This is a genomic window from uncultured Escherichia sp., assembly GCF_948475835.1.
Classification (GTDB): domain Bacteria; phylum Pseudomonadota; class Gammaproteobacteria; order Enterobacterales; family Enterobacteriaceae; genus ECMA0423.
Genome location: NZ_CAOLGM010000096.1, coordinates 1 through 18,228, shown reverse-complemented (window position 1 = coordinate 18,228; position 18,228 = coordinate 1). Strand labels below are relative to the sequence as shown.

The following is an 18,228-nucleotide window of genomic DNA, read 5'->3' as shown; positions in this document are numbered from 1 at the left end:
GAAGCTGTATAATGTAACGGTTTCATCGTTTATCTCTCTTGTTGTACCGAATGCGCGAATTCACGCGTTTTATGCTCGCGGGGTAACATGACATGCTCGAATTACAGAAAAATAACTTTTTTGTTACATTTGTAAGATAGTAAGGTGTCAGAAAGATGACAAGGCGGTGACGGCGTGGGTGAGGGAAAATGGGAGATGGGGCACGGATAAGCGGAAAATAGAAGGTCTGAATCAAACTCTACAGATTACTCATCGTTTCATGCCGGATGCGGCGTAAACGCCTTATCCGGCCTACAAGATCGTGCAAATTCAATATATTGCAACTCACCCAGTAGGCCTGATAAGCGCAGCGCATCAGGCAATTTTACATTTGTCACCTGTCTCAAAGGAGTCTTTTGACTCCTTATCAATCAACGTGTTATTACCCGCCTAAATACGCACTTCTCACTGCTTCGTTCGCCAGCAGCGCGTCGCCGGTATCGGAGAGCACCACATGGCCGTTTTCCAGCACGTAGCCGCGATCCGCCAGCTTTAGCGCCTGGTTGGCGTTCTGCTCGACGAGGAAGATAGTCATCCCCTGCTCGCGCAGCTGCTCGATGGTGTCGAAAATTTGCTGGATGATAATCGGCGCAAGACCGAGCGATGGCTCATCAAGTAGCAGCAAACGCGGGTTGCTCATCAGCGCGCGACCAATCGCCAGCATTTGTTGCTCACCGCCGGACATGGTGCCTGCCCGCTGAACACGGCGCTCATGCAGACGTGGAAACAGTTCATACACCCACTTTATGCGCTCCTGGAACTGGTCGCGTTCGGCAAAAAAGCCGCCCATCGCCAGGTTCTCTTCCACCGTCATCCGCGAGAAGACACGACGCCCTTCCGGGACAATCGCTACCGCTTCGCGCATGATTTTCGCCGTCTGCCAGTCGGTAATGTCTTTATCATCAAACACAATTCGCCCGCTGGTAGCGCGCGGATCGCCGCATAACGTGCCGAGCAATGTGGTTTTCCCCGCCCCGTTCGCGCCAATGAGGGTGACAATCTCGCCCTGATTGATATGCAGGCTCACCTCATGCAGCGCCTGGATTTTGCCGTAGTGGGCGCTGACTTTGTCAAAGGACAACATGACTTTTTCCATCTTATGCCTCACCTAAATAGGCACGGATCACGTCCGGGTTATTACGGATTTGCTCCGGCGTACCGTTTGCCAGTGGCGTCCCCTGATTGACCACATAAATTCGGTCTGAAATCCCCATCACCAGCTTCATATCGTGTTCAATCAACAAGATAGTGGTGTTGTGATGATTGCGCAGTTCGGCAATCAGCTCATCCAGCTCTTTGGTTTCTTTTGGGTTAAGACCTGCCGCCGGTTCGTCGAGCATTAAAATCTCCGGCTGCGTCACCATGCAGCGGGCAATCTCCAGACGGCGTTGGTCACCATAGGCCAGGTTACTCGCCTGACGGTTGGCGTGTTCCAGCAAACCAATGCGCTCAAGCCAGGTGGCGGCGCGGTCGAGCGCTTCGCTCTGGGCGCGACGGAAAGAAGGCGTTTTCAACAGGCCAGAGAACAGCCCGGTTTTCAGTTGTTGATGCTGCGCCACCAGCAGGTTTTCAATCACCGTCATTTCACGGAACAGACGCACATGCTGGAAGGTGCGCACCACGCCCATGCGGGCGATTTGCTGCCCCGGTAAACCTTCCAGGTGCTGATTGCGCAGTAAAATGGTGCCGCCGGTGGGTTTGTAGAATCCGGTCAGACAGTTAAAAACCGTGGTTTTTCCGGCACCGTTAGGGCCGATTAACGAGACGATCTCCTGCGGGTACAGTTCAAGATTGACGTTGTTCACCGCCAGCAGGCCGCCGAAGCGCATCATCAGGCCGTTCACAGATAATAATGGCTGACTCATGCCTGCTCTCCTTTCGCTGCACCGTTTTTCAGCTTCAGTTGCGGGCGCGTCATGGGCAGCAAGCCCTGCGGACGCCAGATCATCATCAGCACCATCAAACCACCGAGCATTAACATGCTGTATTCGTTGAAATCACGCATCAATTCGCGCGATACCACCAGCAAAATTGCCGCCAGAATCACCGCAAACTGCGATCCCATACCGCCGAGCACCACTATCGCCAGTACAAACGCCGATTCAGCAAAGGTGAAGGATTCCGGGCTGACAAAGCCCTGGCGCGCAGCAAACAGCGTTCCGGCAAAACCGGCAAACGCGGCACTGATGGTAAAGGCGGTCAGCTTGATACGACGCGGGCTTAAGCCCAGCGAACGGCAGGCAATTTCATCTTCACGCAATGCTTCCCACGCACGCCCCAGCGGCATCCGCAGCAGGCGGTTAATGACAAACAGGCTTAGCACCACCAGCAGCAACGCCACCAGATACAGGAAGATGACGCGATCGGAGGGATCGTATTTCAGGCCAAAGAAATTACTGAACGTGTCCCAGCCGCCTTCACGAGCGGTACGGCTGAACTCAAGGCCGAAGAAAGTCGGTTTCGGGATCTGACTGATTCCGTTCGGGCCGCCGGTAATTTCGGTGTTATTGAGCAGCAATATGCGCACAATTTCGCCGAAGCCAAGGGTAACGATCGCCAGATAATCACCACGCAGACGCAGCACCGGAAAGCCGAGCAGGAAGCCCGCCGCCGCTGCCATTAACCCGGCAATCGGCAGACAAGTCCAGAAGCCCAAGCCGTAATAGTGATTGAGCAGCGCAAAGGTGTAAGCGCCGATGGCGTAAAAACCGCCGTACCCCAGCACCAGCAGACCAGAAAGACCAACAACCACATTCAGCCCGAGACCGAGGATAATGTAGATCATGGTCAGAGTGGCGATATCCACCGTCCCACGTGACACCATAAACGGCCACGCCACCGCAAGCACCAGCAGCGCCACGAGGAACAGTTTCTGCTTCACCGTGGAGCCATCAATGGCGGGCAGAATAAACTTCGGTCCGGAAACACTTTTCAACCCTTTCTGGAAAGCAGGTCGCAAAAGCTGAAAGAAAAAGACCACCGCCGTGCCGATAAACACCCACTGCCAACGGACATCCGAAGCGCTGTCGACCACCAGTTTGGTGCCATCCAGCTCCAGTTGCACGCCCATAAAGACGCCAGCGAGGACAAAGAACATCGCGGCAGAGAGCAGCGCCATTGCAATATGCATCGGTTTCATACTTTCTCTACCTCCGGGCGACCCAGAATACCGGTCGGCATCACCAGCAGCACCAGAATCAGCAGGGCAAATGAAACCACATCCTTATATTCCGTACTCAGATAGGCAGAAGAGAGCGCCTCCGCAATCCCCAGGATCAGCCCGCCAATCATCGCCCCTGGAATGCTGCCAATCCCACCGAGCACCGCAGCGGTAAAGGCTTTCATCCCGGCCATAAAGCCGATATAGGGGTTAATGACGCCATAGAACTGACCGAGCAGTACGCCAGCCACTGCCGCCATCGCCGCGCCAATAACAAAGGTCAAAGCAATCACCCGGTCGGTGTTGATGCCAAGCAGGCTCGCCATTTTCAGATCTTCCGCGCAGGCACGACAGGCGCGCCCCATACGGGAATAGCGAATGAAAATCGTCAGCGCCAGCATGGCGAGGAAGGTGACAATCCAGATCACCGCCTGCATGGTGGTAATAGAGGCAGAGAAGTTTTCGCTATGGCCCACCACCCACTGACCGTTAAACAGGCTGGGCAGCGCCACATCGCGCGAACCTTCGGTCAGGCTGACGTAGTTTTGCAGGAAGATGGACATACCGATTGCGGAAATAAGCGCAATCAGGCGCTTAGAATTACGCACCGGGCGGTAAGCCACCCGTTCGATACTCCAGCCGTAGGCGCTGGCAATGACGATTGCGCCGACGAATCCCGCCGCCACCAGCAGCCAGCCGGTATCAATGCCCATCATCATCAGCGCGGCGATGATCATAAATGAGACGTAGCTGCCAATCATATAAACCTCGCCGTGGGCGAAGTTGATCATGCCGATAATGCCGTAAACCATGGTGTAGCCGATGGCTATCAGCGCGTAGGTACTGCCCAGCGTGACGCCGTTAAACATCTGCTGCAAGAAATACAAAAACTGCTCAGACATAAGGTAACCTTTCTAAACCCGCCCGCATTTTACGGGCGGTGGGATGATCACTTGGCTGCCGTGGATGAACCGTCGGCGTGCCACTGGAAGACACCAAAATCAAATCCCTTAAGATCGCCTTTTTCATCCCAGTTCAGCGGCCCAATCACGGTGTTTGCACCGTTAGCTTTTAAATCTTTCACCAGCGCCAGCGGCTCATCGCTGCCAGTACGCTCAAGGGCAGTCGCCAGAGATTGCACCGCCGCGTAGGTGATCCAGACATAAGGCCCGGACGGATCTTTCTTGTCTGCTTTCAGCGCATCAACGATGCCCTGGTTTGCCGGATCCTGGTCATAGCGTTTTGGCATAGTGACCAACATGCCTTCGGCAGCATCACCGGCAATATTCGACAATGATGCGTTACCCACACCTTCCGGCCCCATAAACTGAGTTTTCAGGCCAACGGAACGGGCCTGGCGCAGCATCTGCCCCATTTCCGGGTAGTAACCGCCGTAGTAAACGAAGTCGATGTTTTCTTTTTTCAGGCGGGCGATCAGCGCGGAGAAATCTTTCTCCCCGGCGGTAATACCGTCGAAGAAGACGACGTTGGCGTTAGCCGCTTTCAGCCCGTCCTGCACCGAACGCGCCAGCCCTTCGCCATACTGTTGTTTGTCGTGAATGATGGCGATGCGCTGGGGCTTCACCGTCTCAAGAATGTATTTTGCCGCCGTTGGCCCCTGGGAAGAGTCCAGCCCGGCAGTACGCATAATGTGTTGATAACCGCGTTGGGTCAGCTCCGGGTTGGTCGCTCCCGGCGAGATCATCAGAATACCTTCGTCTTCGTAGATATCTGATGCAGGTTGGGTAGAAGAAGAACACAGATGACCAATAACGTATTTAATGCCGTCGTTAACGATTTTGTTGGCGACCGCAACGGCTTGTTTCGGGTCGCAGGCGTCGTCATATTCCACGCCCACCAGCTTATCGCCTTTAATTCCCCCTTTGGCATTAATGTCTTTAATCGCCTGACGCGCGCCGTTAAATTCCATATCGCCCCACTGGGCAATCGGGCCGGACATCGCGCCGACAACGGCGACTTTAATATCGTCAGCCATAGCGGTGTGTGAAATTGCCAGTGCAATCATCCCTGCGATGATAGTTTTCGCATTCCGTTTCATAGTCAAAAATCCCCATTCGTGATGTTGTGTTGCTTTGTTTTTATGTGTTAACAAATCAGACTGTTCTTTTTTTATACTGCACTGTTTTTGCCTGTCTGATTAAGGGTTTAGCGCAGTATTTTGTGATAATAGTGATTAAAATCCCTATTTTTCAGTCGATTAAGAACAGATAATATTCTGAATTTATTGATAGATAAACAGAAAAAAGTGCCTTTGTCAGCATAAAATAACGGCACAAAGGGCGGAATAATTCACTATCATTCAGGGGATTATGCTGGGTATTTTTCATTCTATAATGTTTTAACTTTGTAATTATTGCTGTTAAAAAATTAATCACCTGCCAAAAGAAATAAAAAAGAGAAAGCCTCCGATTAAATTATTTCGCTACACTGGTTCCACTTTTGTGATTTACACGGGTTACCCATGAAGCTGACCATCATTCGATTAGAAAACTTTAGCGACCAGGACCGGATTGACCTGCAAAAGATCTGGCCGGAGTATTCCCCTTCCTCTTTACAGGTTGACGATAACCACCGCATCTACGCCGCGCGTTTTAACGAGCGCCTGCTAGCGGCCGTGCGGGTAACCTTAAGCGGCACCGAGGGAGCACTGGATTCCCTGCGCGTGCGGGAAGTCACCCGCCGTCGCGGTGTGGGGCAATATCTGCTGGAAGAGGTTTTGCGTAACAATCCTGCCGTTTCATGCTGGTGGATGGCGGATGCAGGCGTGGAAGATCGCGGTGTGATGACGGCGTTTATGCAGGCGCTGGGGTTTACGGCGCAACAGGGCGGCTGGGAGAAGCGTTAATCGTCAAGTTGATTTCAAAAGTGATGACCAACGAGAAATTGCCTGATGCGCTACGCTTATCAGGCCTACAATGTGTGTTGCAATTTACTGATTTCTTTGGATCTTGTAGGCCGGATAAGGCGTTTACGCCGCATCCGGCATGAAGCAACGTACTCGATATTAGCAATTTGGCGGCAACCCAAAGTTGCCGATTAATGATTACTTCGCATCGGTCGCCGTGCCGTTGGCGTGCCAGTCAAATACGCCGAACTCAAAGCCTTTCAGATCACCTTTCTCATCCCACGTCAGCGGACCCATCACGGTATCCACGGAGTTCGCTTTCAGGTATTTGGCGATCTCAGCCGGATCGTCAGACTGATTCAGGCCCGCCTGCAAAGATTGCAGCGCGGCGTAGGTGGTCCAAACGAATGCGCCGCTTGGGTCCTGTTTTTTCGCTTTGATGGCGTCAACAATGGGTTTGTTCGCCGGAACCTGATCGTAGTTCTTCGGCTTGGTCACCAGCAGCCCTTCCGCTGATTCGCCCGCAATGTTAGACAGCGAAACGTTAGCCACACCTTCCGGCCCCATAAACTGAGTTTTCAGCCCTGCCGCGCGTGCCTGACGCAGGATTTGCCCCATTTCCGGGTGATAACCGCCGTAGTAAACGAAGTCGATATTCTCTTTTTTCAGACGGGCCACCAGCGTTGAGAAATCTTTTTCCCCGGCGGTGATACCATCAAAGAACACCACGTTAGCATTGCCTTTCTTCAGGCCGTCCTGCACCGCTCGCGCCAGACCTTCGCCGTATTGCTGTTTGTCGTGAACGATAGCAATACGCTGCGGTTTCACTTTCTCAAGAATATATTTCGCCGCCGTCGGCCCCTGGTCGGAGTCCAGGCCGGTGGTGCGCAGGATCAGCTGATAGCCACGGGCGGTCAGCTCCGGCGCGGTTGCCGCTGGGGTGATCATTAAAATGCCTTCGTCTTCGTAGATGTCAGACGCAGGCTGCGTTGATGAAGAACAGAGGTGACCAATCACATATTTAATGCCGTCGTTAACGACTTTGTTCGCCACCGCAACCGCCTGTTTCGGGTCACAGGCATCGTCATATTTTACGATTTGCAGTTTGTTGCCTTTAATGCCGCCTTTAGCGTTGATATCCGCAACCGCCTGCTCTGCGCCGGTAAACTCCTGGTCACCGTACTGCGCAACCGGACCGGACATTGCGCCCACGACCGCGACTTTAATATCTTCTGCCAGAGCCATATTGCTGAATGCCAGCGCGATACATCCTGCCAGTAACGCTTTACCCTTTATGTTCATCCTGAGAATCCCCATTCTTCTGGTTATTACGTGTGTTGTGGTGTTGTGATTCAGCACTTTATTTCGTTTTATGCATGACTACCCGTGCTTTAGCAGCATACTCTGCTAAAACATACCCCATTTTTATGATATTGGAATAGCTATTTTGACAGTTTATTAACAATCTGCGTGGGGATTGACGTTTTGCCGGAGGGGGAATTGATTATTGTAGAGGCCCAAAAAACAAAAACCCCGGACTCTCATCCAGGGTTCTCTGCTTAATAGCGGAAATTACGCTTCAATAGCGGCGCGAAGTTTTTTCATCGCGTTCTTTTCCAGTTGGCGCACACGTTCAGCGGAAACACCGTAACGGTCAGCCAGTTCCTGCAACGTGGACTTGTTGTCTTCGTCCAGCCAGCGCGCGCGGATGATGTCCTGGCTGCGTTCGTCCAGACCTTGCATCGCGTCGGTCAGACGGTTTGCCGCCTGCTCTTCCCAGTTATCATCTTCGATGCCGTCGGCAAAGTTAGATGATTTATCCTGCAGATAGAGCACCGGTGCCATCGGCTGGCTGTCGGAATCGTCGTCGGAAGACAGGTCAAAGGTCATGTCCTGTGCCGCCATACGTGATTCCATCTCACGAACGTCTTTGCTGGTTACGCCCAGTTCACGGGCCACCATTTCGACTTCATCCTGGTTAAACCAGCCCAGACGCTGCTTAGTTTTACGCAGGTTGAAGAACAGTTTGCGCTGCGCTTTGGTGGTCGCAACTTTGACGATACGCCAGTTACGCAGAACGTATTCGTGGATCTCTGCTTTGATCCAGTGAACGGCGAAGGAGACCAGGCGCACACCCACTTCCGGGTTGAAACGGCGCACTGCTTTCATCAGGCCGATGTTACCTTCCTGAATCAAATCCGCCTGTGGCAGGCCATAGCCCGCATAATTACGAGCAATATGAACAACAAACCGCAGGTGAGACAGGATCAGCGTTTTAGCTGCTTCCAGATCGCCATGGTAATGCAGCTTTTCAGCCAGCGCCCGCTCCTCGTCAGCCGACAACATCGGCCACGCGTTAGCTGCCCGGATGTAGGAATCCAGGTTGCCAACTGGGGCTAAAGCTAAACTTTGCATTTTGTCAGTCATTCAAATCCTCTCAATCGATATCTTCTGGCGCTTCAGTGGTAGCAACAACTGTGCCAGAGCTTAAGAGCAACGAGGTTATCATTCACTGTTTTATCAGACCGTGATTTTATCCACAAGTTCAATGCAAGCTTGTGAATAAATTACGCACAAAATGTGACATAGAGATGAAATACCGGGAAGAGACAACGGGATCTCTTTCCCTGCTACGGAACCCATTGCAGGGAAAGAGTATAACACGCTTTTATTATTCAGGCGTAAAGTGGCGTAAATGTTGTACCGTGGCAAGCCACGCTGCCACCCAGCCAATCATCGAGCATACCAGCAGCAATAGCAGGCATTCATCGAACGATAAACCATTGATATCAAACTTCGTTCCGAAAACCTGTGCCACTTCTGCAACCGCCGATGACAAACGCAGTACCAGAATTTCTGACAAAATTAATGACAGCAATGCGCCAGAAAATCCCAGCAATGCGCCTCCGTACAGGAACGGGCGCAGGATGAAACCATCCGTCGCACCAATCAGTTTCTGCACGTTAATGGAGTCACGGCGAGCAAAGATGCTCAGACGCACACTGTTGCCGATGACGAGGAACACTGCTGCCACCATCAACACGCCGATCATCGCGGAAACGCGCCCGACCAGCCCGGTCAACGCCGCCAGACGGGCAAACCAGCTGTCATCCATCCGCACTTCGTCAATGCCGTTAATCTGGGTGATACGATCACGCAGCGTATTCAGTGATTCCGTCCCCTGAAAATCGAGTTTCGGGATCACCACCGCCACTGCCGGAAGCGGGTTTTCTTCCAGCATATCCAGCGCACCACCAAAACCAGACCAGTTACGGAACTCGCCCAGTGCGTCTTCACGAGAAAGATAGTTCACTTTCTCCACGCCCTGCTCGGCCTGTAGCTGTGCTACCACGCCTGCTGCGGCGTCATCGTCCAGCGTTTTTTGCAAGTAAACAGTGATTTGCGGTGACGGATAATATTGCGTCGCCGCCTGGTTAACGTTTTTGTACACCATATAACAGACGCTGGGCAGCGTCAGGGAGATGGCGATAACCATCACCGTTAAAAACGTGGCGAACGGTTTGCTTTTCAGATCCTGCAATGCGCCGTGGAAGGCATAGCGCACCTGTTCGTTGAAAACGTTGGTTTTGCGATTTACCGGTTTTGGCGAGGATTTCGCGCGTTTCGGTGCGTTACGACCGCCGTCGCCTGAGCCGCCGACCGATTTACGGAAGCGATCCAGACGCCCGCCAAACTGCCGAATATGATTGATTGCATCGCGCTTATTCATGGCCCACGCCTCCATGCAAGTGACCATCGCTCAGGGTGAGCATGCGATAGGAACGCCGCGAGATCAGGTTGATGTCGTGCGTTGCCATCAATACGGTTACCCCAACGCGGTTAAACTCTTCAAACAGACGTAGAATCCCTTCCGACAACGCGTCGTCCAGGTTACCAGTCGGTTCGTCCGCCAGCAGTACCGCGGGCTTGTTCACCACCGCGCGGGCAATGCCAACACGCTGTTGTTCACCGCCGGAAAGCTGAATAGGGAAGTTCTTCGCTTTGTCCAGTAGCCCGACTTTATCCAGCGCCGCCGACACCCGGCGACGAATATCGTCACCGCTGGCACCGGCGATAATCAGCGGGATCGCCACGTTATCGTAGACAGTACGGTCCATCAGTAGATGGTGATCCTGGAAAATCATGCCAATCTGGCGGCGCAGAAACGGAACTTCACGGTTTTTCAGACGCGTGATGTCATGACCGCTAAACCAGATTTTCCCGGCGCTGGGCCGCTCAATCCCACAGATCAGCTTCAGGAGGGTACTTTTCCCTGCGCCGGAATGACCGGTCAGAAACGCCATCTCACCCGGCTGCATATGGAACGTAACGCCCTGCAGCGCCTGTCTCCCACCGAGATAAGCCTTGCTGACATGTTCAAAGCGAATCATTGTTAATCCTCTCGGGCAAAAAGTGCCTCTATAAAGTCGTCCGCCTTAAACGGACGCAAATCCTCAATACGTTCGCCGACACCAATGTAGCGGATAGGGATACCAAACTGGTCAGCCACCGAGAAAATTACCCCGCCTTTCGCCGTGCCGTCCAGTTTCGTTAGCGTGATGCCGGTTAAGCCAACAGCTTCGTGGAACAGTTTGGCCTGGCTTACCGCGTTCTGCCCGGTGCTGGCATCAATAGTCAGCATAACTTCATGCGGCGCTTCAACGTCGAGTTTCTTCATCACGCGGACGATTTTCTTCAACTCTTCCATCAGGTGCGATTTGTTCTGCAGGCGTCCGGCTGTATCGGCAATCAGGACGTCGATATTACGCGCTTTAGCTGCCTGAATAGCGTCGAAGATAACAGAGGCGGAATCCGCCCCGGTATGCTGGGCAATCACCGGAATATTGTTGCGCTGACCCCAGACCTGAAGCTGTTCAACCGCAGCTGCACGGAAAGTATCGCCCGCCGCCAGCATCACCGATTTACCCTGCTGCTCAAACTGACGCGCCAGCTTACCAATCGTCGTGGTTTTACCCACACCGTTGACGCCCACCATCAGGATCACGAACGGCGTTTTACCTTCAACATTCAGCGGCTCATCGACTTTCGCCAGAATCTCGCCCATCTCTTCTTTCAGCAGGCCATAGAGCGCCTCGGCATCACGAAGCTGCTTGCGGGATGCGCCTTCCGTCAGATTGGTGATAATTTTACGTGTGGTTTCCACGCCCACATCGGCGATCAACAACTGTTCTTCCAGCTCTTCAAACAGATCATCGTCGATTTTTTTACCGCGGAACAGGCTGATAAATCCGGAACCGAGATTTTCTTTGGTTTTTAACAGGCTGCGTTTCAGGCGCGCGAAGAAACCTTCTTTGGTCGGTTTTTCCTGCTCCTGAGCGATTTCTTCCACCGGCTGCTCTTCTTCTGTCGGAGGAACCACCATCACCGCCTCTTCTGCCGCTTCGGCAGCCAGCGCCTGTGCTTCCAGCTCTTCGTCGGTGATTTCTTCTTTAGCCGCTTCTTCTTCCGCCGCTTCGACAATCTCTACGGTTTCCGCTTCAGCCTGCCACTCTTCTGGCGAAACCTCTTCGGCGTTGACGTCTTCCGGCAACGGCAGCTCTTCACGTTCGATAGCCACTGGCTCCGGCGTTTCTTCTACGACCGGTTCCGGCTGTGCAACGACTTCCGCTTCAGGCTGCGCTTTTTCACTTTCAGCAACCTGTTCAGTGACTTCCACAACGTCGGCAGCAAAAGTTTCCGCCTCGGCCTCAGTATGCGCCTGCGGCTGCTCTTCAACGGCTTGTTCTGAAGCCTTCACAGGCTCTTGCGCCTGAACGATTTCTTCTACAACCGGTTGTTCATTCTGAACTTCTGTCTCTTTTTCCGGGGTCTGCTCTTTTTGACCAAAGCCCAGCCAGGAAAAAAAGCCACGTTTTTTTTCTTTCGCCATTTGCGACTACACTCCTCGCTGTTGCTTCATGGCACAGCGTTAACGCTATGTACATAGCAGCTAAAAAAATGATGAAATAGTCTATCACTTAACTTAATTCACATCACCGCCTGCAAGTATGTGTTATCTGGCGGATTGAGCAATTTATCATGAAAAAACCGAATCATTCCGGCAGCGGCCAAATCCGCATTATTGGCGGGCAGTGGCGAGGCCGTAAACTCCCGGTTCCTGATAGCCCAGGTCTGCGCCCCACCACCGACCGCGTACGCGAAACGTTGTTTAACTGGCTGGCTCCGGTCATTGTTGACGCCCAATGTCTGGATTGCTTCGCCGGAAGCGGCGCGCTGGGGCTGGAAGCGTTGTCGCGCTATGCTGCGGGGGCAACGTTGATTGAGATGGATCGCGCGGTTTCTCAGCAGTTAATTAAGAATCTGGCGACACTAAAAGCAGGCAATGCACGCGTGGTGAACAGCAACGCGATGTCAGTCCTGGCGCAAAAAGGTACACCGCATAATATCGTGTTTGTCGATCCACCGTTCCGCCGTGGCTTGTTAGAAGAGACGATAAATTTACTGGAAGATAACGGCTGGCTGGCTGACGAAGCCCTGATTTATGTCGAAAGCGAAGTCGAAAACGGTCTGCCCACTGTTCCGGCAAACTGGTCATTACATCGGGAAAAAGTGGCGGGTCAGGTGGCTTATCGGCTGTATCAACGCGAAGCACAAGGAGAAAGTGATGCTGATTAATATTGGTCGTTTGTTAATGCTCTGTGTTTGGGGATTTTTAATCCTCAACCTGGTGCATCCCTTCCCACGTCCGCTGAATATTTTCGTTAACGTGGCGCTGATTTTTACCGTGCTGATGCATGGTATGCAGCTGGCGCTATTGAAATCCACTTTACCGAAAGATGGCCCGCAGATGACCACCGCCGAAAAGGTACGGATTTTCCTTTTCGGCGTGTTTGAACTGCTGGTCTGGCAGAAGAAATTTAAAGTTAAAAAATAACCTTATTGTTCGCCTACAAAGCTGACAAAGCGCGTTCCTTTATAGCTCAGCGTACCTTTATCGCCCACTGTCAGGGCGTGGTACTGCTGGGCGTCGAGGCGAAACGTCTGCTCCATTCCTCCGCTTTGCGGTTTGAAGCTTGCCTCATAGCGCATACTGGTGCCTGCCGGAGTCACTTCCTGCTGGCGCGAACGGCGATCGTTAATCGGTTTTTCCCGCTTGTTGCTCACCAACACCAGCTTTTGCTGGAGTGGTGCCATATCATTATCAGCTTTTTCCCGTCGTTGTTGCATAAAACGAAACGATGCGGCGACGACAATTAAGCCAATGATAACAATAAAGAAAAGAGGTGGTTTGCTCATCTTTATCCCTCATCGGAAAATGCGGAAATAAGCATACCCTGCCAGTTATGGTGTTGTCATCCGTCCACCCTCACCACTAAACTGGAAGCAAGACCGTAGGCATTCCGCTTACGAAAAAATAACGAATTCAAGGAACTAAGATGCTTTGGTCGTTTATCGCTGTCTGTCTTTCCGCATGGCTATCTGTGGATGCATCGTATCGTGGGCCAACCTGGCAACGCTGGGTGTTTAAACCGTTAACCCTTCTTCTCCTGCTGTTACTGGCCTGGCAAGCGCCGATGTTCGACGCCATTAGCTATCTGGTGCTGGCAGGGCTGTGCGCCTCACTGCTGGGCGATGCGCTAACCCTGTTGCCACGTCAACGTCTGATGTACGCCATCGGCGCGTTTTTCCTCTCGCACCTGCTGTACACCATCTATTTCGCCAGTCAGATGACGCTCTCTTTCTTCTGGCCTCTGCCACTGGTGTTGCTGGTTCTGGGTGCGCTGCTACTGGCGATTATCTGGACGCGGCTGGAAGAGTACCGTTGGCCTATCTGCACGTTTATCGGCATGACGCTGGTGATGGTGTGGCTGGCAGGTGAACTGTGGTTCTTCCGTCCGACCGCTCCGGCGCTCTCTGCGTTTGTTGGCGCTTCGTTGCTGTTTATCAGTAACTTTGTCTGGCTGGGGAGCCACTATCGCCGACGCTTCCGTGCGGATAACGCGATTGCTGCGGCCTGCTACTTTGCCGGTCACTTCCTCATCGTCCGCTCGCTGTATCTCTGATAAAACTTGACTCTGGAGTCGACTCCAGAGTGTATCCTTCGGTTAATGAGAAAAAACTTAACCGGAGGATGCCATGTCGACTCCTGACAATCACGGCAAGAAAGCCCCTCAATTTGCTGCGTTCAAACCGCTAACTGCGGTACAGAACGCCAACGACTGTTGCTGCGACGGCGCATGTTCCAGCTCGCCAACGCTCTCTGAAAACGTCTCCGGCACCCGCTATAGCTGGAAAGTCAGCGGCATGGACTGCGCCGCCTGTGCGCGCAAGGTAGAAAATGCTGTGCGCCAGCTTGCAGGCGTGAATCAGGTGCAGGTGTTGTTCGCCACCGAAAAACTGGTGGTCGATGCCGACAATGACATTCGTGCACAAGTTGAATCTGCGGTGCAAAAAGCAGGCTATTCCCTGCGCGATGAACAGGCCGCCGAAGAACCGCAAGCATCACGCCTGAAAGAGAATCTGTCGCTGATTACGCTAATCGTGATGATGGCAATCAGCTGGGGTCTGGAGCAGTTCAATCATCCGTTCGGGCAACTGGCGTTTATCGCGACCACGCTGGTTGGGCTGTACCCGATTGCTCGTCAGGCATTACGGCTGATCAAATCAGGCAGTTACTTCGCCATTGAAACGTTAATGAGCGTAGCCGCTATTGGTGCGCTGTTTATTGGCGCAACGGCTGAAGCTGCGATGGTGTTGCTGCTGTTTTTGATTGGTGAACGACTGGAAGGTTGGGCCGCCAGCCGCGCGCGTCAGGGCGTCAGCGCGTTAATGGCGCTGAAACCAGAAAACGCCACGCGCCTGCGTAACGGTGAGCGTGAAGAGGTGGCAATTAACAGCCTGCGCCCTGGCGATGTGATTGAAGTCGCCGCAGGTGGGCGTTTGCCTGCCGACGGTAAACTGCTCTCACCGTTTGCCAGTTTTGATGAAAGCGCCCTGACCGGAGAATCCATTCCGGTGGAGCGCGCGACGGGCGATAAAGTTCCTGCAGGAGCCACCAGCGTAGACCGTCTGGTAACGCTGGAAGTGCTGTCAGAACCGGGTGCCAGCGCCATTGACCGGATTCTGAAACTGATCGAAGAAGCCGAAGAGCGCCGCGCCCCCATTGAGCGGTTTATCGACCGTTTCAGCCGTATTTATACGCCAGCGATTATGGCCGTCGCCCTGCTGGTGACGCTGGTGCCACCGCTGCTGTTTGCCGCCAGCTGGCAGGAGTGGATTTATAAAGGGCTGACGCTGCTGCTGATTGGCTGCCCGTGTGCGTTAGTTATCTCCACGCCTGCGGCGATTACCTCCGGGCTGGCGGCGGCAGCGCGTCGTGGGGCGTTGATTAAAGGCGGAGCGGCGCTGGAACAGCTGGGTCGTGTTACTCAGGTGGCGTTTGATAAAACCGGTACGCTGACCGTCGGTAAACCGCGCGTTACCGCGATTCATCCGGCAACGGGTATTAGTGAATCTGAACTGCTGACACTGGCGGCGGCGGTCGAGCAAGGCGCGACGCATCCACTGGCGCAGGCCATCGTACGCGAAGCACAGGTTGCTGAACTCGCCATTCCCACCGCCGAATCACAGCGGGCGCTGGTCGGGTCTGGCATTGAAGCGCAGGTTAACGGTGAGCGCGTATTGATTTGCGCTGCCGGGAAACATCCCGCTGATGCATTTGCTGGTTTGATTAATGAACTGGAAAGCGCCGGGCAAACGGTTGTGCTGGTAGTACGTAATGATGACGTGCTGGGTATCATTGCATTGCAGGATACCCTGCGCGCCGACGCAGCAACTGCCATCAGTGAACTGAACGCGCTGGGGGTTAAAGGAGTGATCCTCACCGGCGATAATCCACGCGCAGCGGCGGCAATTGCCGGGGAGCTGGGGCTGGAGTTTAAAGCGGGCCTATTGCCGGAAGATAAAGTCAAAGCGGTGACCAAGCTGAATCAACATGCGCCCCTGGCGATGGTCGGTGATGGTATTAACGACGCGCCAGCGATGAAAGCTGCCGCCATTGGGATTGCAATGGGCAGTGGCACAGACGTGGCGCTGGAAACCGCCGACGCAGCATTAACCCATAACCACTTGCGCGGCCTGGTGCAAATGATTGAACTGGCACGCGCCACTCACGCCAATATCCGCCAGAACATCACCATTGCGCTGGGACTGAAAGGGATCTTCCTCGTCACCACGCTTTTAGGGATGACCGGACTATGGCTGGCGGTGCTGGCAGATACGGGTGCGACGGTGCTGGTGACAGCGAATGCGTTAAGATTGTTGCGCAGGAGATAAGGCAAACCGATCGCAACATTGAGCGCGATCGGTCCCCTCGCCCCTCTGGGGAGAGGGTTAGGGTGAGGGGAAAAGGCGGCATCGAAGCCAATCAGCCCCCATCAACCGCCTTTACGAATCAAATAACGATAAGGCAGTCCATCCGTCTCTTTCGCAACCAGTTCGTGTTCCATAAAGGTACAAAACCCAGGAATATCGCGGGTAGTGGCCGGATCGTCGGCGATAATCAGCAACGTTTCGCCGGGCTGCATATTGCGCACAGTTTTGCGCACCATCATTACGGGTTCCGGGCAGCGCAGGCCAAGTGCGTCGAGTGTGTGGTCAGGGCTGGAAAAGAGATCGGTCATTTTCTTCTCATCACATAAAAAAACGGCGCTAGTTTACGCCCTGTGAGTCCGTAAGCAAACCAGGTTAACGATTGCGTGAAAATTAACCATTGCATTGTCAACGTAAAGCAGTATCATGCGGCGGCTCGAAAAAAGGGTAAGCACGTTATTATGTTAAGATAACAGACGTGTCGTACGTATTGGGTTCCCTCACCCCAATGGTTAATCAAAAAGGTACAATATGAACGTTTTCTCGCAAACTCAACGCTATAAGGCGTTGTTCTGGTTATCGTTATTTCATCTGCTGGTGATCACCTCCAGTAACTATCTGGTCCAGCTTCCGGTCTCCATTTTTGGTTTTCATACCACCTGGGGCGCGTTTAGCTTCCCGTTTATTTTCCTTGCTACCGACCTGACCGTGCGTATTTTTGGCGCACCGCTGGCCCGTCGTATCATCTTTGCGGTAATGATCCCTGCGTTATTAATCTCCTACGTCATCTCGTCGCTATTCTATATGGGTTCCTGGCAGGGATTCGGCGCACTCGCCCACTTCAACCTGTTTGTCGCCCGTATCGCCACCGCCAGTTTCATGGCCTACGCGCTGGGGCAAATCCTCGACGTGCACGTTTTTAACCGCCTGCGTCAGAGTCGCCGCTGGTGGCTGGCACCGACAGCGTCCACACTGTTCGGTAACGTCAGCGACACGCTGGCCTTTTTCTTCATTGCCTTCTGGCGTAGCCCGGATGCCTTTATGGCTGAACACTGGATGGAAATCGCGCTGGTCGATTACTGTTTCAAAGTGTTAATCAGTATCGTTTTCTTCCTGCCAATGTATGGCGTATTACTCAATATGCTGTTGAAAAGACTGGCAGATAAATCCGAAATCAACGCTTTGCAGGCGAGTTAAAGGTTCGTTATCAGAGTTGTGATAAGATGGATGAATGAGCCGTTATGGCCGTTTATCGAAAGGAAGAAGTCAATGCGCAATCTGGTTAAATATGTCGGAATTGGCCTGCTGGTTATGGGGCTTGCGGCCTGTGATGATAAAGACACTAACGCTACGGCGCAGGGTTCGGTCGCGGAAAGTAACGCTACCGGGAATCCCGTCAACCTGCTTGATGGCAAGTTAAGTTTCTCGCTGCCAGCGGATATGACCGACCAGAGCGGTAAGCTGGGAACGCAGGCCAATAACATGCATGTCTGGTCCGACGCCACCGGGCAGAAAGCAGTCATCGTCATCATGGGCGATGATCCGAAAGAAGATCTGGCGGTGCTGGCGAAGCGTCTGGAAGATCAGCAACGTAGCCGCGATCCGCAGCTGCAAGTGGTAACCAATAAAGCCATTGAGCTGAAAGGTCACAAAATGCAGCAGTTAGACAGTATTATCTCCGCGAAAGGCCAGACGGCGTACTCTTCCGTTATTCTGGGTAACGTGGGTAATCAACTGCTGACCATGCAAATTACGCTGCCCGCTGACGATCAGCAAAAAGCGCAGACCACCGCAGAAAACATCATTAATACGCTGGTTATTCAGTAAGTTT

19 protein-coding genes are annotated in these 18,228 nt (G+C 53.1%); 7 read left to right on the top strand and 12 right to left on the bottom strand.

Annotated elements, in window-relative coordinates:
* Nucleotides 1-421: 421 nt before the first annotated feature.
* The 5 genes from livF to livK are packed head-to-tail and all read right to left on the bottom strand — an operon-like array spanning nucleotide 422 to nucleotide 5,258.
* Nucleotides 422-1,135, bottom strand: a complete 714-nt coding sequence (gene livF / locus QZF50_RS17170) for a high-affinity branched-chain amino acid ABC transporter ATP-binding protein LivF (protein WP_000416895.1) — start codon at nucleotides 1,133-1,135, stop codon at nucleotides 422-424.
* A gap of 1 nt (nucleotide 1,136) precedes the next feature.
* Nucleotides 1,137-1,904, bottom strand: a complete 768-nt coding sequence (livG, locus tag QZF50_RS17165) for a high-affinity branched-chain amino acid ABC transporter ATP-binding protein LivG (protein WP_000082110.1) — start codon at nucleotides 1,902-1,904, stop codon at nucleotides 1,137-1,139.
* Nucleotides 1,901-3,178: a branched chain amino acid ABC transporter permease LivM gene (gene livM / locus QZF50_RS17160; protein ID WP_000803782.1), complete on the bottom strand. Its 1,278-nt coding sequence runs from the start codon at nucleotides 3,176-3,178 to the stop codon at nucleotides 1,901-1,903. Before livM ends, livG begins: the two co-directional genes overlap by 4 nt.
* Nucleotides 3,175-4,101, bottom strand: a complete 927-nt coding sequence (gene livH, locus QZF50_RS17155; RefSeq protein ID WP_001295111.1) for a high-affinity branched-chain amino acid ABC transporter permease LivH — start codon at nucleotides 4,099-4,101, stop codon at nucleotides 3,175-3,177. Before livH ends, livM begins: the two co-directional genes overlap by 4 nt.
* 47 nt (nucleotides 4,102-4,148) lie before the next feature.
* Nucleotides 4,149-5,258 carry a high-affinity branched-chain amino acid ABC transporter substrate-binding protein LivK gene (gene livK, locus QZF50_RS17150; RefSeq protein ID WP_000827696.1) on the bottom strand — a complete coding sequence of 370 codons (1,110 nt, stop codon included), beginning with the start codon at nucleotides 5,256-5,258 and terminating at the stop codon, nucleotides 4,149-4,151.
* Between the two features lie 423 nt (nucleotides 5,259-5,681).
* On the opposite strand from livK, the gene panM reads away from it, so the two are divergent.
* A complete protein-coding gene (gene panM, locus QZF50_RS17145; protein ID WP_000778785.1) occupies nucleotides 5,682-6,065 on the top strand; it encodes an aspartate 1-decarboxylase autocleavage activator PanM in 384 nt (127 codons plus the stop codon).
* A 198-nt stretch (nucleotides 6,066-6,263) separates the two neighbouring features.
* Here the strand turns inward: panM and livJ are convergent, their stop codons facing one another.
* The 5 genes from livJ to ftsY all read right to left on the bottom strand — a co-directional run bounded on the left by livJ (nucleotide 6,264) and on the right by ftsY (nucleotide 11,955).
* Nucleotides 6,264-7,367 carry a branched chain amino acid ABC transporter substrate-binding protein LivJ gene (gene livJ, locus QZF50_RS17140; RefSeq protein ID WP_001021996.1) on the bottom strand — a complete coding sequence of 368 codons (1,104 nt, stop codon included), beginning with the start codon at nucleotides 7,365-7,367 and terminating at the stop codon, nucleotides 6,264-6,266.
* Nucleotides 7,368-7,637: 270 nt separating this feature from the next.
* Entirely contained in the window at nucleotides 7,638-8,492 is an 855-nt protein-coding gene (gene rpoH, locus QZF50_RS17135; RefSeq protein ID WP_000130217.1) for an RNA polymerase sigma factor RpoH, read from the bottom strand.
* Nucleotides 8,493-8,736: 244 nt separating this feature from the next.
* Complete coding sequence (gene ftsX, locus QZF50_RS17130; RefSeq protein WP_001042003.1) at nucleotides 8,737-9,795, bottom strand: permease-like cell division protein FtsX; 1,059 nt, start codon at nucleotides 9,793-9,795, stop codon at nucleotides 8,737-8,739.
* Nucleotides 9,788-10,456 carry a cell division ATP-binding protein FtsE gene (gene ftsE / locus QZF50_RS17125; RefSeq protein ID WP_000617723.1) on the bottom strand — a complete coding sequence of 223 codons (669 nt, stop codon included), beginning with the start codon at nucleotides 10,454-10,456 and terminating at the stop codon, nucleotides 9,788-9,790. Before ftsE ends, ftsX begins: the two co-directional genes overlap by 8 nt.
* A gap of 2 nt (nucleotides 10,457-10,458) precedes the next feature.
* A complete protein-coding gene (gene ftsY / locus QZF50_RS17120; protein WP_001461670.1) occupies nucleotides 10,459-11,955 on the bottom strand; it encodes a signal recognition particle-docking protein FtsY in 1,497 nt (498 codons plus the stop codon).
* 149 nt (nucleotides 11,956-12,104) lie between these two features.
* Between ftsY and rsmD the strand changes: the two genes are divergently transcribed.
* Together rsmD and QZF50_RS17110 are read left to right on the top strand one after the other, a co-directional pair.
* A complete protein-coding gene (gene rsmD, locus QZF50_RS17115; protein WP_001748959.1) occupies nucleotides 12,105-12,701 on the top strand; it encodes a 16S rRNA (guanine(966)-N(2))-methyltransferase in 597 nt (198 codons plus the stop codon).
* Nucleotides 12,691-12,960 (top strand): DUF1145 family protein, encoded by a 270-nt coding sequence (locus tag QZF50_RS17110; RefSeq protein ID WP_001295207.1) that lies wholly within the window; start codon nucleotides 12,691-12,693, stop codon nucleotides 12,958-12,960. Before rsmD ends, QZF50_RS17110 begins: the two co-directional genes overlap by 11 nt.
* Nucleotides 12,961-12,962: 2 nt before the next feature.
* Here QZF50_RS17110 and QZF50_RS17105 read toward each other — a convergent pair whose 3' ends face one another.
* Nucleotides 12,963-13,322, bottom strand: coding sequence for a DUF2500 domain-containing protein (locus QZF50_RS17105; RefSeq protein ID WP_000042892.1), 360 nt, complete (start codon nucleotides 13,320-13,322; stop codon nucleotides 12,963-12,965).
* 140 nt (nucleotides 13,323-13,462) lie between these two features.
* Here QZF50_RS17105 and QZF50_RS17100 point away from each other — a divergent pair, with 140 nt between their 5' ends.
* A complete protein-coding gene (locus QZF50_RS17100; protein WP_000964718.1) occupies nucleotides 13,463-14,089 on the top strand; it encodes a lysoplasmalogenase in 627 nt (208 codons plus the stop codon).
* A 73-nt stretch (nucleotides 14,090-14,162) separates the two neighbouring features.
* Nucleotides 14,163-16,361, top strand: coding sequence for a Zn(II)/Cd(II)/Pb(II) translocating P-type ATPase ZntA (gene zntA, locus QZF50_RS17095; RefSeq protein WP_000106506.1), 2,199 nt, complete (start codon nucleotides 14,163-14,165; stop codon nucleotides 16,359-16,361).
* A gap of 101 nt (nucleotides 16,362-16,462) precedes the next feature.
* On the opposite strand, the gene tusA is transcribed toward zntA, so the two are convergent.
* The gene (tusA, locus tag QZF50_RS17090; RefSeq protein WP_000130621.1) at nucleotides 16,463-16,708 is read right to left on the bottom strand and encodes a sulfurtransferase TusA; all 246 of its coding nucleotides are present in this window, start codon (nucleotides 16,706-16,708) and stop codon (nucleotides 16,463-16,465) included.
* Nucleotides 16,709-16,928: 220 nt separating this feature from the next.
* On the opposite strand from tusA, the gene QZF50_RS17085 reads away from it, so the two are divergent.
* Both QZF50_RS17085 and dcrB read left to right on the top strand, forming a co-directional pair.
* Complete coding sequence (locus QZF50_RS17085) at nucleotides 16,929-17,594, top strand: 7-cyano-7-deazaguanine/7-aminomethyl-7-deazaguanine transporter (protein WP_001100467.1); 666 nt, start codon at nucleotides 16,929-16,931, stop codon at nucleotides 17,592-17,594.
* Nucleotides 17,595-17,666: 72 nt separating this feature from the next.
* Complete coding sequence (gene dcrB, locus QZF50_RS17080; RefSeq protein ID WP_001245295.1) at nucleotides 17,667-18,224, top strand: phage sensitivity protein DcrB; 558 nt, start codon at nucleotides 17,667-17,669, stop codon at nucleotides 18,222-18,224.
* Nucleotides 18,225-18,228 lie beyond the last annotated feature (4 nt).